Consider the following 13,801-nt stretch of genomic DNA (forward strand, 5'->3'; position numbering starts at 1 on the left):
GTGTTTAAAAAGCAGGTAGACAGTGGGGGCGAGTCCATACATAGGAGCAAGCTTGCTCGCGAAAAACCTGAGATCACCGCGGGGTGTCAGGCTTCAAGCGTAATAGTTCGCCTTCATTCGCGAGCAAGCTCCTACAGCGGTTCAGCGGTGTTTACCGCCGGCGTTTTTCCAGCGAATAAACAAACGGTGCAACGATTTCGATGGAGCCGTTGGTCAACATGTCGGCCGGCGGCTTGGGCAGCGGTTGGGCGCGACGGATCATTTCCAGGGTGGCCCGGTCCAGATCCGCGGTGCCGGAGGCGCCAACCAGCTCGAACGACAACACATTGCCTTCACCGTCGACCACGAAGCGCAGACGGTTCATGCCTTCCTTGCCCCGTGCCTGTGCACTGGCAGGGTACTTTTTGTACTTCTGCAAGTGTGCCAGCAGCGTGCCTTGCCAGCTGGCCTTGGCCGCCAGTTGAGCGGGCGAAGGGCCTGGAGCAGGCTGAGCGGATTTCTCCGTCGGTGCCTGAGTCTGCTGGGTTTCGGCAGGTTTCTCTTCGGCCGGTTTTTCCTTCGGCGGCTCAGGTTTCTTTTCTACCGGCTTGGGCGGCTGTGGCTTTGGCTTGGGTTTGACGGGCTTGGGCACGGCAATTTCAGCTTTCGGCGCTTCGGCGAGCTTCGGTATCGGCAGTTCTTCAACCGGAGCCGGTGGCTGCGGAGGCGTGACGACTTTCGGCGGTGCTGGCGGTGGCGGGGCAGGAACGGGGGCCAGTTCGACCATCATTGCCTGGGGAGGCAGTTCGATGGGCGGGCGGGCGGACCAGTTCAGCGCCAGCGCGATGGCCAGCGCGTGAACGCCCAGCACCACGGCCAGGCTACCGCTGTAACGCGTCAGCTTATGGCGCGTCGTGATCATTTCTTGGCTGCCGTCTCGAGTCCGACCAGACCCACTTTCAGGTAACCGGCGGAGCGCAGGTTATCCATCACGCTCATCAGGTCACCGTAATCCACGCCTTTGTCGGCCTGGAAGAAGATCGTTGTGTCTTTCTTGCCTTGAGTCCTGGCGTCGAGGATGGCGCCGAGTGTTTCGGCCTTCACTTCTTCTTCGCCGAGGAACAGGCGCTGGTCAGCCTTGACGCTGAGGAACACCGGTTTCTCTGGTCGCGGCGCCGGTTTGGCGGTGGATGCAGGCAGGTCGACCTTGATGTCCACGGTGGCCAGCGGGGCCGCCACCATGAAGATGATCAACAGCACCAGCATCACGTCGATGAACGGCGTAACGTTGATTTCGTGGTTTTCGGACAGATCGTCGTCTGCCCCTTCCTTCAAATGCAGGCCCATGGCCGATTACCCCACTTTCACCATGTGCGGTTGCGAGCTGCTGCGCTCAGGCTGGTGGTCGAGGTCACGGCTGACCAGCAGCAGGACCTGCGCCGACGCGTCGGACACCTGGGCTTTGTAACCGGCGATGGAGCGGGCGAAAACGTTGTAGATCACAACGGCGGGAATCGCTGCAACCAGACCCAACGCTGTGGCCAGCAGGGCTTCGGCGATGCCGGGGGCCACGACGGCGAGGTTGGTGGTCTGGGTTTTGGCGATGCCGATGAAACTGTTCATGATGCCCCACACGGTACCGAACAGGCCGACAAACGGCGCGGTGGAACCGATGGTGGCGAGTACGCCGGTGCCGCTGCTCATGTTACGACCGCAGGCTGCAACCAGGCGCTCAAGGCGGAAGCTGACGCGTTCCTTGATGCCTTCTTTCTCACGGCTGCTGGCGGACAAGCGCATCTCTTCCAGGGCGTCATGCACCAGCAGGTTGGCAAGCGTGCCTTCCTTGGCCGCGGTAGCACTGGCTTCTTTCAGGGTGGCGGCTTTTTTCAGGTGGACAATTTCGGTGCGCAGGCGACGCTTGGCGCCCATCAGCTCAAGGCCCTTGGCGATCCAGATGGTCCAGGTGATGATCGAAGCGATGGCCAGGCCGATCATCACGATTTTCACGATGATGTCGGCGTTCTGGTACATGCCCCAAGGCGACAGGTCATGAGCCATGCCCAGGGTGTTGTCGGCTTCGAGGACTTCCGGCACGTCTTCACCCAGGGCGTCTGCCGGAACGGCTTGTGCTGGATCGGGCGCAGCGGGGGAGGCGTGATCGGCCGCAATTGGGGCCGAGGCGGCTGCCGGCGTGGCGGGCGCCTGAGCATCAGCGAAAGCGGCGACTGGCGCCAGCATCAGGCTGAGCAACAGGGCGGCCACCGCGCTCCAGGCGCGAGGTCGATTGGTTGGCGAAGCGGAGAAATGATTGCGTGTCATGCTGGGCCGGACCTGAGAGAAAAAAACGGATGATGTTCTTCCAGACCTCGAAAGCCCGAGAACAAAAGTGGGGCGTATTATTGCAAGTAATTCTTGTTAACAAAAGTAATAGAGTATCTTTTTTTCCTGCATTGCTAGCCGCTCGTCTATTGCCGGCGCTAGTCTGTCCGTTTCCTAGGGGAGTTTTCTGATGTCCGCGCCTTCTGTTTTGATCGCCGGTTGCGGTGATGTCGGCAGTCGTCTGGCCACCCAACTGCTGAGTGCAGGGTGGGAAGTTCATGGCCTGCGGCGCGACGTTTCACGCTTGCCCGAGGGGGTCATCGGCGTTGCCGGTGACTTGTTCAACAAGGATTGCCCGGACACCTGGCCAATCGGCGCGGTCGACTACCTGGTGTACTGCGCGGCCGCCACCGATCACGATGAAGCCGGTTATCGTGCGGCCTATGTCCAGGGCCTGGAGCATGTGCTGGAGTGGTTGAACGACTACGGGCAGGTGCCCAATCGCCTGCTGTTCGTGTCCAGCAGCAGTGTCTATGGTCAGCAGGAGGGCGAGTGGGTCGACGAGACTTCACCGGCTGTGGCCAGCAGTTATTCAGGGCGTGTGATGCTCGAAGCCGAGCAGGTCGCCCTTAAAAGCGGTATCCCGTCCAGCATCGTGCGTTTGACCGGTATTTATGGTCCGGGCCGCGAATGGCTGCTGACACAGGTGCGTCGGGGGTATCGCGTAGTAACCGATCCGCCGTTGTATGCCAACCGTATCCACGCCGACGACGCCGCAGGATTGATGGCGTGCCTGCTGGAGGCGGATCGTCGTGGCGTGGCGCTGGACGATTTCTATATTGGTGTCGACGACACGCCAGCCGCACTGGCGGATGTGGTGGGCTGGTTGCGGGAGTATCTGGGTGTGACGGAATGGGCCGATGACGCCAGCGTGCGTCGTACGGGAAGCAAGCGATGCACCAATGCGCGGGCAAAAGCGTTGGGCTGGACGCCGACGTATCCGAGTTTTCGCGAGGGGTATGCGGCGATTCTTGAGGGGCGTTGCTGATTTCCTGACAACCCGCACATTGTAGGAGCCGGCTTGCTGGCGAAAGCGGCGTACAACCAACATTGATGTTGAATGTAACGACCCTTTCGCCAGCAAGCCGGCTCCTACAGTGGGCTCAATTCAAGCTCGGATCACTGCTTTTCCAGCAACCACTTGCGATCACCCGTCGTGAACGAAGGCATTTCGTCCGCCTGGGCGGTGTTCACCGTCTGGAAAATCTCCAGCGCTTTACCCTTGCGCGCAAAGATCCAGGCATTGCCCTGGCCGTTGAGTTGCAGCCACATGTTGTCGTTGCCGCCGCTCATGGATGCGCAGTCGCCAGCCAGGCACAGCGCATAGCGATCACTGCCCGGCAGGCCGGTCACCTGGCCGTCGGCCTGAAATTGCACCGTGCCGCCTTCACCGGGGCCACTGACAATGGTCCAGCTGCCGCCCATGTAGGCTGAATACAGCGCACGTTCGAAGGTGGCACCCATCGGTGCGCCATCCGGAACCGGGGTCTGTGCGCGGTCGAAGACTTGTTCGGGCTCGTTGTCGCTAGCGGACTGGCTCAGTTGTTTGCCGTCACGCTTCAGTTCGCTGGCCGAGCTGCCATAAAAGTCGACTTTCCAGACACCGGACTGTTCACCCAGCAACTGGCCTTCGACTTTTTCAAAACCATTGGTGTAACGGGCCTGGCCGGCCTTGGGGTTGATGTCCCATTCCAGGTTCGGGCCATAGGCCTGGAGCGCTTCACGCAGGGGAACGCCTTTGGATGCAGCGTCGATCGCTACCTGGTTGATCCAGGTACCGCTGATATCACGGTCGGCAGGGTCGCTGGCACATCCGCCCAAAAACAGGGCGAGCAGCGAGAGAGCAAGCGCTTTGCGCATGGGTGGAATCCTTTCAGACTTTCTTTACAGCAGAGCAGTCGGCGCAGCCCTGGGCTGCGCCGTACGCATTACTCGATGACCAGGATGGCATCCATTTCAACCTGCGAACCCTTTGGCAGGGCTGCAACGCCGATGGCGGCGCGGGCTGGGTATGGCTGGTCGAAGTATTTGCCCATGATCTCGTTGACCTTGGCGAAGTGGCTCAGGTCGGTGAGGAAGATGTTCAGTTTGACGATGTCCTTGAACGAACCGCCGGCAGCTTCAGCCACGGCTTTGAGGTTCTCGAACACCTGGACGGTCTGGGCTTCGAAGCCTTCAACCAGTTCCATGGTTTTTGGGTCCAGAGGAATTTGACCCGACATGTAAACGGTGTTGCCAGCCTTGATCGCCTGGGAATAAGTGCCGATGGCGGCCGGGGCTTTGTCGCTGGTGATAACAGTCTTGGTCATGAATAGCTCCTTAAGGGGTGGGTCAAGCGCGCATGCGGGTGATGCGGATCACCCCGGTCAGGGCGCGCAGTTTCTTGATCACGCGGGCCAGGTGCACACGGTCGTGAACGCTGACCACCAGTTGGACCACGCTGATGCGACCATCGCGTTCGTCCATGCTGATTTTCTCGATATTGCCATCGGCCGCGTTGACGCTGCTGGCCAGCAGGGCGATCAGGCCGCGCTGGTGTTCCAGTTCGACGCGCAGTTCGACGTTGAATTCGCCGGTGACATCCTTGGCCCACGAGAGCTGGATGCATTTTTCCGGGTTGTGGCGGATTTCGGTGATGTTGCGGCAGTTGTCCAGGTGCACCACCATGCCTTTACCCGCAGACAGGTGACCGACAATCGGGTCGCCCGGGATCGGCGTGCAGCACTTGGCGTAGCTGAGCACCAGGCCTTCGGTGCCACGGATCGCCAGCGGGCCTTCCGGACTTGGCAGCTGTTCGCCTTCGCCCAGCAGGCGGCGGGCGACCACATAGGCCATGCGATTGCCCAGGCCGATGTCTTCGAGCAAATCTTCAATCAGTTCCAGACGGTACTCGGCGAGCATCGCCTTGACGCGCTCGGCCGGGATTTTTTCCAGCGAGCTGTCGAAGCCGTTGAGGACCTTGTTCAGCAGGCGTTCGCCCAGGCTGATGGATTCGGAGCGGCGTTGCAGTTTCAGTGCATGGCGGATGTGCGTGCGCGCCTTGCCGGTGACCACGAAGTTGAGCCAGGCCGGGTTCGGCCGGGCACCTGGGGCACTGACGATCTCGACCGTGGAGCCACTTTGCAGCGGTTCGGACAGCGGCGCAAGACGACGGTTGATCCGGCAGGCGATGCAGCTGTTGCCCACGTCGGTGTGCACCGCGTAGGCGAAGTCGACCGCGGTGGAGCCTTTTGGCAGCTCCATGATCCGGCCCTTGGGCGTGAACACATAGACCTCGTCCGGGAACAGGTCGATCTTCACGCTTTCGATGAATTCCAGCGAATTGCCGGCGCGTTGCTGCATTTCCAGCACGCCTTTGACCCACTGGCGGGCGCGGGCGTGAGTGCCTTTCGGCTGTTCGTCACCGCTGGATTTGTACAGCCAATGAGCGGCGATGCCGTTGTTGGCCATCTCTTCCATTTCACGGGTGCGGATCTGGATCTCGATCGGAACACCGTGCATGCCGAACAGCGTGGTGTGCAGCGATTGGTAGCCGTTGGCCTTGGGGATCGCGATGTAATCCTTGAAGCGCCCCGGCAACGGTTTGTACAAATTATGTACAGCGCCTAACACGCGGTAGCAGGTGTCGACCTTGTCGACGATGATCCGGAACGCGTAGACGTCCATGATCTCGTTGAAGGCCCGACGCTTGCCGCGCATTTTCTTGTAGATGCCGTAGAGGTGTTTCTGACGACCGCTGACCTCGCCCTGAATGCCGTCGATGGCCAGGCAGTGGCTGAGGGATTCTTCGATCTTGTTGACGATTTCCTTGCGGTTGCCCCGGGCGCGTTTGACCGCCTGGTAGATCCGCGCGGAACGCATCGGGTGCATCGCCTTGAAGCCGAGATCTTCGAATTCTATGCGAATGGCGTGCATGCCCAGCCGGTTGGCGATGGGTGCATAGATTTCCAGGGTTTCCTTGGCGATGCGCCGGCGTTTTTCGCCGGACAGCACTTCCAGCGTGCGCATGTTGTGCAGGCGGTCGGCCAGCTTGACCAGGATCACGCGAATGTCGCGCGCCATGGCCATGGCCATTTTCTGGAAGTTTTCGGCTTGCGCCTCGGCTTTGGTCTCGAAGTTCATCTGGGTCAGTTTGCTGACCCCGTCGACCAGTTCGGCCACGGTTTCGCCGAACTGCGCTTGCAGCGCTTCCTTGGCAATACCGGTGTCTTCGATCACGTCATGCAGCATCGCAGCCATCAGGCTCTGATGGTCCATGTGCATGTCGGCAAGAATATTCGCCACCGCAAGAGGGTGCGTGACGTACGCCTCACCGCTACGGCGGCGTTGGCCATCGTGGGCTTGTTCGGCGTAGAAATACGCTCGGCGGACCAGATTGACCTGGTCGTTGCCGAGGTAGGTCGATAAGCGATCGGCGAGGGCGTCTATGCTCGGCATGATGTCTCCTGCCGCAAGCTGTAATCCCGCGCCGTGCTACGTCGACCAGGCATAGGCTTAGACGGCCTCGTTGGACTCGTCCTCGAACGCTGCGAACAGCGGTTCGTCTTCGACGATTTCTGCGTTGGCGATGAACTCGTAGCTCATCAGGCCTTCCGCGATTTCACGCAGGGCTACAACGGTAGGCTTGTCGTTTTCCCACTGGACCAGTGGCTCTTTGCCGCCGGTGGCCAGTTGACGGGCACGCTTGGTAGAGAGCATGACCAGCTCAAAGCGGTTTTCCACGTGTTCTAGGCAGTCTTCAACGGTTACGCGGGCCATGGTATTCCTCGGAGCGAATGCAATATGCGCGCTGCCCGGTTGGGCGAGCGGACTCGACAGTTTAAAAAATCACCAGCGTTTAGGGAAGCGCTGATTTTTTGACCAAGCCCTCCAACGCGCTACAAGTGCCAATGTAAAGCCCCTGCAGCGGTTTTGGGAAGAGCTGTTTAGCCGAGCAATTCAGCCAACAATTTGCCGAAACGTTGCTGCTGGCGTTTCTGAATCAGCTGATTGGCGCGGAAAATCGCCTTCAAATCGTGCAGCGCATGGGCGAAATCGTCGTTGATGATCAGGTAGTCGTAGTCGACGTAGTGGCTCATCTCGCTGACGGCTTCGCGCATCCGGCCGTCAATGATCTCGTCGCTGTCCTGGCCACGGTTGGTCAGGCGCTGGTGCAAGGCTTCAAGTGACGGCGGCAGAATGAAGATCGAGCGAGCCTGAGGCATCAACTTGCGCACCTGCTCCGCACCTTGCCAGTCGATTTCCAGAATCAGGTCGTGGCCTTGATCCAGGGTCTGCTGCAAGTGGCTTTGCGAGGTGCCGTAGAGGTTGCCGAACACTTCGGCGCGCTCGAGGAAGTCCCCGTGTTCGATCATTTTCACGAACTGTTCGCGCGCGACGAAGTTGTAGTTCACGCCGTCCACTTCGCCCGGGCGCATGGCGCGGGTGGTGTGGGAGACCGAGACGCGGATCTCCGGATTGGCGTCGGTCAGGGCCTTGACCAGGCTGCTCTTGCCCGCACCCGAGGGGGCGGAAATGATGTACAGGGTGCCGGTGCTGTGGGTCATGTCGGGGTTGCCTTACTCAATATTCTGTACTTGTTCGCGCATCTGCTCGATCAACACCTTGAGGTTGACCGCAGCCTGGGTGCTGCGCGGGTCGAAGGCTTTGGAGCCCAGTGTGTTGGCTTCGCGGTTGAGTTCCTGCATCAGGAAGTCCAGGCGCCGCCCGGCCGCGCCGCCGGACTTGAGCACCCGGCGAACTTCGATGATGTGAGTGCTCAGGCGATCCAGTTCTTCGGCGACGTCGCTTTTTTGCGCGAGCATGACCATTTCCTGCTCCAGGCGCTGCGGGTCCATTTCGGCCTTCATGTCGGCGAAACGGTCGAGCACTTTCTGGCGCTGGGTGGCGAGCATTTGCGGAACGAGTTCGCGCAGGGTCACCACGTCTTCTTCAATGGATGTCAGGCGTTCGTTGATCAGTCGGGCCAGCTCCGAGCCTTCGCGTTCACGGCCGGCCTTGAGCTCTTTCAAGCCTTGATTGAACAGCGCCAATGCCTCGGCATTCAAGGCCTGCGGGTCGGTTGCGTCACCCACCAACACCCCGGGCCAGGCCAACACTTCGAGTGGGTTCAGTGCTGCCGGATTCTTGATCAGGCCGGCAATGGTTTCGGCGGCAGCGACCAGTTGCGCTGCGCGTACCTGATCCACTTGCAGTGCTTTGCCGGTGTTTTCTTCAGTGAAGCGCAGGGTGCATTCGAGCTTGCCCCGCGATACGCCTTGACGCAGGGCTTCACGCACGGCGCCTTCGAGGTCGCGAAAGGACTCCGGCAGGCGCAAGTGCGGTTCCAGGTAGCGGCTGTTGACCGAGCGCAGCTCCCAGCTCAGGGTGCCCTGGACGCCGGCTTTCTCGACGCGGGCGAAGGCGGTCATGCTGTGCACCATGGAGGTACCTCGCAATGCAGATCGGTGCAGAACTGACGTTCCGGCAATCCGCTATCAATGAATTAAAGCCGACTGGCAGCAAAGGCGCAGGATTGTAGCGCAGTGGCGCCGATGCGCCCAAACACACGGTGTGACAAACGGCTGCAGGTCGTCGGGCGTGGGCTGTTCAGCGCCTTCGCTCGTCAGAGGATTTTTTTAGAAGTGCCCAGGCGTGGCTGGCGGCTCTATAATGCTCCGCAGTTTTCCGTCCCCGTACAGGTATCCCTTATGAAACGTCCAAGTGGTCGCGCTGCCGATCAGCTCCGCTCGATCCGCATTACCCGCAACTACACCAAACACGCCGAGGGTTCTGTGCTGGTCGAGTTCGGTGACACCAAAGTCATCTGCACCGTCAGCGTCGAAAACGGCGTGCCGCGTTTCCTCAAAGGTCAGGGCCAAGGCTGGTTGACCGCCGAGTACGGCATGCTGCCGCGCGCCACCGGCGAGCGTAACCAGCGTGAGGCGAGCCGCGGCAAGCAAGGCGGCCGCACCCTGGAAATCCAGCGCTTGATCGGCCGTTCCCTGCGCGCTGCGTTGGACATGTCCAAACTGGGCGACGTGACCCTGTACGTCGATTGCGATGTGATCCAGGCCGACGGCGGCACGCGTACTGCGTCCATCACCGGCGCCATGGTTGCACTGGTTGATGCCTTGAAAGTGATCAAGAAGCGCGGCGGCCTGAAAGGCGGCGACCCGCTCAAGCAAATGATCGGTGCCGTGTCGGTCGGTATGTATCAGGGTGAGCCAGTGCTCGACCTCGACTACCTGGAAGATTCGGCTGCCGAAACCGACCTGAACGTCGTGATGACCAGCACCGGTGGCTTCATCGAAGTCCAGGGCACCGCCGAAGGCGCTCCGTTCCAGCCGGAAGAGCTGAACGCCATGCTGGAACTGGCGAAGAAAGGCATGAGCGAAATTTTCGATCTGCAAACGGCTGCGCTGGCTGACTGAACGGATTGTTCCATGCAAGGAGGACGTTATGAGTGATGAGCAACTGCCACTCCCCACGCCGAGCCGTGAGGTTCGCCAGTGGGCCATGTTTTGTCACTTGTCCGCCTTGCTGGGGATCTGGATTCCGTTCGGAACGCTGATCGGCCCGCTGATTCTCTGGCAGATGAAGCGCGAGATGGATCCGTTCATTGATGCGCAAGGCAAGGAGGCGCTGAACTTTCAGATCACCGTTGCCATTGCTTCCACCATTTGCTTCCTGCTGATGGTGGTAATTGTCGGGTTCTTCCTGCTGGGTCTGGTGGCGATCGGTGCTTTGGTGCTGACGATTATTGCCGGGGTGAAGGCCAACGAAGGGTTCCCCTATCGGTATCCGTTCACCTGGCGGTTGATCAAGTAAGCCAGGCGTCAGGTTCAAAAAAATGCCCCGACTTGTCGGGGCATTTGTATTTCTGATATCTCATTTTTCAACGAAAGTGTATTTACGCTTCTTACACTTTTAGTCACAACTGCAAAGCGTTGATACCGCCCATATGCTTGGCAATAAGACTGGGTGATTGTTAAAGTTCCACCAAGTCATATTCCTTAGAAATATTTCGATATATTCAGACCATTGACGGATCCTGAAACTAAAAATAATCAGCGTTGAGTTTAATCAGCCTGTTCGAGAGGCGTGTCCAGGTAAATAGTTCGCCCCTGAATGAATGTACAAGAATATCCCAATGGTTCAGCTTGATTTTTATGGAACACTTGTAGCCGCCTCTTTAGTCCTGCTTCTGGGTCGTGGACTTGTTTCACGAGTCGGTTTTTTGCGTGCCTACAATATCCCCGAGCCTGTAGCGGGCGGCCTGGTGGTTGCCCTGGTTCTTTTGGGTTTGCGCCTTCTTGATATTCAAGTCCAATTTGATACCTCGCTGCAAACTCCCTTGATGCTCGCGTTCTTCGCCACCATTGGCTTGAGTGCCGACTTCGCCAGCTTAAAGAAAGGCGGGCGCGTGGTGGGGGTTTTCGTACTGGCGGTCACCGGCCTTCTGGTGGTTCAGAATGCCATGGGCATCGGGCTCGCAACGGCATTTGGGCTCGATCCCCTGATGGGCTTGCTGACAGGCTCGATTACCTTGGCGGGTGGTCACGGTACAGGTGCCGCGTGGGGGGCGACGTTCAGTGAGAAGTACGGTCTGGCTTCCGCCACTGAGCTTGCAATGGCCTCTGCGACGTTTGGCTTGGTGCTGGGCGGTTTGATTGGTGGGCCGGTCGCGCGTTTGCTTATCAAGCGCATACCAGTCCCGGGTTGCGGTAATCAAGATAAGCCAAGACTGCCAAAGGGCTTTGAACAGCCGAACAAAGAGCGCTCGATCACACCCTTTTCGTTTATCGAGACACTCGCGCTGATCGCCGTCAGCTTGCTGGCGGGTAATCTGTTGAACGGTGCACTCCGAGAAACCGCCTTTGAGTTGCCGACATTCGTTTGCGTATTGTTCGTGGGCGTTCTTTTGCGCAACGGACTTTCAGCGCTTGGCTTGTATCAAGTATTCGAGAAAGAAGTTTCTGTGTTGGGGAATGTCAGTTTGTCGCTGTTCCTGGCAATTGCGCTGATGTCGCTCAAGTTGTGGGACCTGGCTGCGCTGGCTTTGCCGTTCTTCGTTATTCTGGCTATGCAAACGCTGGTCATGGCTCTGTTTGCGATTTTCGTGACATTCAGAGTGATGGGCAGTAATTACGATGCGGCGGTATTGGCGGCAGGGCATTGCGGCTTCGGACTGGGTGCCACTCCGACGGCCATCGCCAACATGCAGGCAGTGACACAACGGTACGGTCCTTCGCAGATAGCGTTCCTGGTCGTGCCGATGGTGGGGGCATTCTTCATCGACATCATCAATGTCATCGTGATCAAGTTGTACCTCACGCTGCCGTTTTTCGGCGCTGCTTGATGTTCTGATCACTGATTGCGGCTCATAAAAAATGCCCGTATCTCGCGATACGGGCATTTTTTGTCTGAGCGGTTTCTATTCGCTTAGATAGTCAGCGTCCAGTCGTAGTCCACGATCAGCGGTGCGTGCTGCGAGAACCGCGGCTGACGTGGCAGGCGTGCGCTGCGTACAAAGCGGCGCAGGCCCGGGGTCAGCAGCTGATAGTCGAAGCGCCAACCAAGGTTGAGCATTTCGGCCTGTTCGTTATCCGGCCACCAGCTGTACTGGTCGCCTTCACGGCTGACTTCTCGCAGGGCATCGACATAACCCATGTTGCCGACAATCTCGTCCATCCAGGCCCGTTCAGGCGCCAGGAAGCCCGGAGATTGCTGGCTGTCGCGCCAGTTCTTGATGTCCAGCTTCTGTTGCGCCACGTACAGCGAGCCACAGTAAATGTACTCGCGGCGTTTGCGCCGCTGCTTGTCCAGGTACTTGGCGAAGTCGTCCATGAGCTTGAATTTCTGATTCAAGTCTTCATCGCCGTTCATACCGGACGGAAGCAACAAGGTTGCAATACTGACTTTGTCGAAATCTGCTTGCAGGTAGCGCCCGTAGCGGTCGGCCGTCTCGAAACCGAGACCGCTGATGACTGCCTTCGGTTGCAACCGCGAATACAAAGCCACACCGCCTTGGGCGGGAACTTCGGCGTCGCAGGCATAAAGGAAGTATCCATCCAGTTGGAAGGCTGGATCGTCCAGTTCAAAGGCGGAGGCACGGGTGTCCTGCAGGCAGATGACGTCGGCATTCTGTGCCTGCAGCCAACTGAGCAAACCTCGCTCGACTGCGGCCTGAATACCATTGACGTTCACACTGATGATCCGCATAAATGGCCCCAAAAATCGCGTGCGTGTATGATACACGGCGTCTACCTAATTAGCTAAATCCGTGGTATTTGGGGTTTTTTACATGCAAGCGTATCAGCGCGATTTCATTCGTTTTGCCATCGATCGCGGCGTTTTGCGCTTCGGTGAGTTCACCCTGAAGTCCGGGCGCACCAGTCCTTACTTCTTCAATGCCGGCCTGTTCAACTCGGGTTCGGCGCTGGCGCAGCTGGGTCGTTTCTACGCCGCAGCCATTGCCGAAAGCGGCATTTCCTTCGACGTTCTGTTCGGTCCGGCCTACAAAGGCATCCCTTTGGCGGCGACCACTGCCGTCGCGTTGGCCGAGCATCACAACCGTGACCTGCCTTGGTGCTTCAACCGCAAGGAAGCCAAGGCCCACGGCGAAGGCGGTAGCCTGGTTGGCGCACCGTTGACCGGTGACGTGCTGATCATCGACGACGTGATCACTGCTGGCACCGCCATCCGCGAAGTGATGCAGATCATCGCTTCCCAGGACGGTGCCAAGGCCGCCGGCGTGCTGATCGCCCTGAACCGTCAGGAGCGTGGTAACGGTGAACTGTCGGCGATCCAGGAAGTGGAGCGTGACTTCGGCATTCCGGTGATCAGCATCGTTTCGCTGAACCAGGTGCTGGAATTCCTGGCGGATGATCCGCAACTCAAGCAGCACTTGCCTGCCGTTGAAGCGTACCGCGCGCAATTCGGCGTCTGACGCAGCCTTCGGCAGCTCCTACAGGTATCAGGATGCAAAAAAAGACCCCGGTCAGCCAGGCTGAACGGGGTCTTTTTATTTCTGCTGTTTTTTTGCATCAGCAGGATTATCGGTATTCGGATACGGATCTTTTACCGCGTCACCCTGGCCAGTCAGAATCTTCCAGCCATGGCGGATATGTGGGGTTTTGCGCATTTGCGGGCAGGGCGGCATCGAGGTTTTTGCCTGATTCGAATACTGATGACCGCAGTCCACGCACGCGTAAGTGCCTGCCGAAACATCGCTGCCGTAAGGCACGTAGTCTTTTTTCATGGGTCGTTCTCCTGTGGATAGAGAGAAGATCCTAGGCAGATTATTTCTTTCCCGATGTCAGACATTTCGCTGTGATCGGTCAGGCATTTCCTGTGCGCGTAAAAAAGATCGCAGACTTCGTCAGCTCCTACGGACTTTTCGTACATCTGAAAAGACTCTGTTGTAGGAGCCGCCGAAGGCTGCGATCATTTTTGTGATTTT

The 13,801-nt window shown here is 58.7% G+C and carries 16 protein-coding genes; 5 read left to right on the forward strand and 11 right to left on the reverse strand.

Going from position 1 to position 13,801, the window contains the following annotated elements; all coding sequences use genetic code 11:
- Positions 1-151 precede the first annotated feature (151 nt).
- The 3 genes from QYH43_RS07035 to exbB are packed head-to-tail and all read right to left on the reverse strand — an operon-like array spanning position 152 to position 2,298.
- Positions 152-901 (reverse strand): energy transducer TonB, encoded by a 750-nt coding sequence (locus QYH43_RS07035; RefSeq protein WP_053163899.1) that lies wholly within the window; start codon positions 899-901, stop codon positions 152-154.
- Positions 898-1,326 carry a TonB system transport protein ExbD gene (exbD, locus tag QYH43_RS07040; RefSeq protein ID WP_095057663.1) on the reverse strand — a complete coding sequence of 143 codons (429 nt, stop codon included), beginning with the start codon at positions 1,324-1,326 and terminating at the stop codon, positions 898-900. Before exbD ends, QYH43_RS07035 begins: the two co-directional genes overlap by 4 nt.
- A gap of 6 nt (positions 1,327-1,332) precedes the next feature.
- The gene (gene exbB, locus QYH43_RS07045) at positions 1,333-2,298 is read right to left on the reverse strand and encodes a tonB-system energizer ExbB (RefSeq protein ID WP_301156713.1); all 966 of its coding nucleotides are present in this window, start codon (positions 2,296-2,298) and stop codon (positions 1,333-1,335) included.
- Positions 2,299-2,488: 190 nt separating this feature from the next.
- Here exbB and QYH43_RS07050 point away from each other — a divergent pair, with 190 nt between their 5' ends.
- Positions 2,489-3,346: an SDR family oxidoreductase gene (locus QYH43_RS07050; protein WP_095057661.1), complete on the forward strand. Its 858-nt coding sequence runs from the start codon at positions 2,489-2,491 to the stop codon at positions 3,344-3,346.
- Positions 3,347-3,477: 131 nt separating this feature from the next.
- On the opposite strand, the gene QYH43_RS07055 is transcribed toward QYH43_RS07050, so the two are convergent.
- The 6 genes from QYH43_RS07055 to QYH43_RS07080 all read right to left on the reverse strand — a co-directional run bounded on the left by QYH43_RS07055 (position 3,478) and on the right by QYH43_RS07080 (position 8,780).
- Positions 3,478-4,218, reverse strand: coding sequence for a hypothetical protein (locus QYH43_RS07055; RefSeq protein ID WP_301156714.1), 741 nt, complete (start codon positions 4,216-4,218; stop codon positions 3,478-3,480).
- Positions 4,219-4,286: 68 nt separating this feature from the next.
- Positions 4,287-4,667, reverse strand: a complete 381-nt coding sequence (locus QYH43_RS07060) for a RidA family protein (protein ID WP_003229509.1) — start codon at positions 4,665-4,667, stop codon at positions 4,287-4,289.
- Positions 4,668-4,689: 22 nt separating this feature from the next.
- Positions 4,690-6,795, reverse strand: coding sequence for a bifunctional GTP diphosphokinase/guanosine-3',5'-bis pyrophosphate 3'-pyrophosphohydrolase (spoT, locus tag QYH43_RS07065; RefSeq protein ID WP_095152941.1), 2,106 nt, complete (start codon positions 6,793-6,795; stop codon positions 4,690-4,692).
- Between the two features lie 57 nt (positions 6,796-6,852).
- The gene (gene rpoZ / locus QYH43_RS07070; protein WP_003177259.1) at positions 6,853-7,116 is read right to left on the reverse strand and encodes a DNA-directed RNA polymerase subunit omega; all 264 of its coding nucleotides are present in this window, start codon (positions 7,114-7,116) and stop codon (positions 6,853-6,855) included.
- 167 nt (positions 7,117-7,283) lie between these two features.
- Positions 7,284-7,904, reverse strand: a complete 621-nt coding sequence (gene gmk, locus QYH43_RS07075) for a guanylate kinase (RefSeq protein WP_095057658.1) — start codon at positions 7,902-7,904, stop codon at positions 7,284-7,286.
- Positions 7,905-7,916: 12 nt separating this feature from the next.
- Complete coding sequence (locus QYH43_RS07080) at positions 7,917-8,780, reverse strand: YicC/YloC family endoribonuclease (protein WP_095152940.1); 864 nt, start codon at positions 8,778-8,780, stop codon at positions 7,917-7,919.
- A 267-nt stretch (positions 8,781-9,047) separates the two neighbouring features.
- Here QYH43_RS07080 and rph point away from each other — a divergent pair, with 267 nt between their 5' ends.
- From rph to gltS, 3 genes are all read left to right on the forward strand, one after another.
- A complete protein-coding gene (gene rph / locus QYH43_RS07085; RefSeq protein ID WP_095057656.1) occupies positions 9,048-9,770 on the forward strand; it encodes a ribonuclease PH in 723 nt (240 codons plus the stop codon).
- 28 nt (positions 9,771-9,798) lie between these two features.
- Complete coding sequence (locus QYH43_RS07090; protein ID WP_095152939.1) at positions 9,799-10,167, forward strand: DUF4870 domain-containing protein; 369 nt, start codon at positions 9,799-9,801, stop codon at positions 10,165-10,167.
- Between the two features lie 322 nt (positions 10,168-10,489).
- Positions 10,490-11,698 (forward strand): sodium/glutamate symporter, encoded by a 1,209-nt coding sequence (gene gltS / locus QYH43_RS07095; RefSeq protein WP_095057653.1) that lies wholly within the window; start codon positions 10,490-10,492, stop codon positions 11,696-11,698.
- A gap of 83 nt (positions 11,699-11,781) precedes the next feature.
- On the opposite strand, the gene QYH43_RS07100 is transcribed toward gltS, so the two are convergent.
- Positions 11,782-12,561, reverse strand: a complete 780-nt coding sequence (locus QYH43_RS07100; RefSeq protein ID WP_053163881.1) for an exodeoxyribonuclease III — start codon at positions 12,559-12,561, stop codon at positions 11,782-11,784.
- Positions 12,562-12,643: 82 nt separating this feature from the next.
- On the opposite strand from QYH43_RS07100, the gene pyrE reads away from it, so the two are divergent.
- Positions 12,644-13,288: an orotate phosphoribosyltransferase gene (gene pyrE, locus QYH43_RS07105; protein WP_095057652.1), complete on the forward strand. Its 645-nt coding sequence runs from the start codon at positions 12,644-12,646 to the stop codon at positions 13,286-13,288.
- 75 nt (positions 13,289-13,363) lie between these two features.
- On the opposite strand, the gene QYH43_RS07110 is transcribed toward pyrE, so the two are convergent.
- Positions 13,364-13,600, reverse strand: coding sequence for a hypothetical protein (locus QYH43_RS07110; protein WP_095152938.1), 237 nt, complete (start codon positions 13,598-13,600; stop codon positions 13,364-13,366).
- Positions 13,601-13,801: the final 201 nt, after the last annotated feature.

This window comes from Pseudomonas sp. C32 (assembly GCF_030417915.1).
GTDB lineage: Bacteria > Pseudomonadota > Gammaproteobacteria > Pseudomonadales > Pseudomonadaceae > Aquipseudomonas.

Excerpts from the sequence above, each read along its gene's own strand:
- gltS (WP_095057653.1), top strand. The coding sequence starts at position 10,490 with ATGGTTCAGCTTGATTTTTATGGAACACTTGTAGCCGCCTCTTTAGTC.
- QYH43_RS07055 (WP_301156714.1), bottom strand. The coding sequence starts at position 4,218 with ATGCGCAAAGCGCTTGCTCTCTCGCTGCTCGCCCTGTTTTTGGGCGGA.
- rph (WP_095057656.1), top strand. The coding sequence starts at position 9,048 with ATGAAACGTCCAAGTGGTCGCGCTGCCGATCAGCTCCGCTCGATCCGC.
- gmk (WP_095057658.1), bottom strand. The coding sequence starts at position 7,904 with ATGACCCACAGCACCGGCACCCTGTACATCATTTCCGCCCCCTCGGGT.
- QYH43_RS07060 (WP_003229509.1), bottom strand. The coding sequence starts at position 4,667 with ATGACCAAGACTGTTATCACCAGCGACAAAGCCCCGGCCGCCATCGGC.
- rpoZ (WP_003177259.1), bottom strand. The coding sequence starts at position 7,116 with ATGGCCCGCGTAACCGTTGAAGACTGCCTAGAACACGTGGAAAACCGC.
- QYH43_RS07090 (WP_095152939.1), top strand. The coding sequence starts at position 9,799 with ATGAGTGATGAGCAACTGCCACTCCCCACGCCGAGCCGTGAGGTTCGC.
- QYH43_RS07050 (WP_095057661.1), top strand. The coding sequence starts at position 2,489 with ATGTCCGCGCCTTCTGTTTTGATCGCCGGTTGCGGTGATGTCGGCAGT.
- QYH43_RS07080 (WP_095152940.1), bottom strand. The coding sequence starts at position 8,780 with ATGGTGCACAGCATGACCGCCTTCGCCCGCGTCGAGAAAGCCGGCGTC.
- exbB (WP_301156713.1), bottom strand. The coding sequence starts at position 2,298 with ATGACACGCAATCATTTCTCCGCTTCGCCAACCAATCGACCTCGCGCC.
- QYH43_RS07110 (WP_095152938.1), bottom strand. The coding sequence starts at position 13,600 with ATGAAAAAAGACTACGTGCCTTACGGCAGCGATGTTTCGGCAGGCACT.
- pyrE (WP_095057652.1), top strand. The coding sequence starts at position 12,644 with ATGCAAGCGTATCAGCGCGATTTCATTCGTTTTGCCATCGATCGCGGC.
- QYH43_RS07035 (WP_053163899.1), bottom strand. The coding sequence starts at position 901 with ATGATCACGACGCGCCATAAGCTGACGCGTTACAGCGGTAGCCTGGCC.
- exbD (WP_095057663.1), bottom strand. The coding sequence starts at position 1,326 with ATGGGCCTGCATTTGAAGGAAGGGGCAGACGACGATCTGTCCGAAAAC.
- QYH43_RS07100 (WP_053163881.1), bottom strand. The coding sequence starts at position 12,561 with ATGCGGATCATCAGTGTGAACGTCAATGGTATTCAGGCCGCAGTCGAG.
- spoT (WP_095152941.1), bottom strand. The coding sequence starts at position 6,795 with ATGCCGAGCATAGACGCCCTCGCCGATCGCTTATCGACCTACCTCGGC.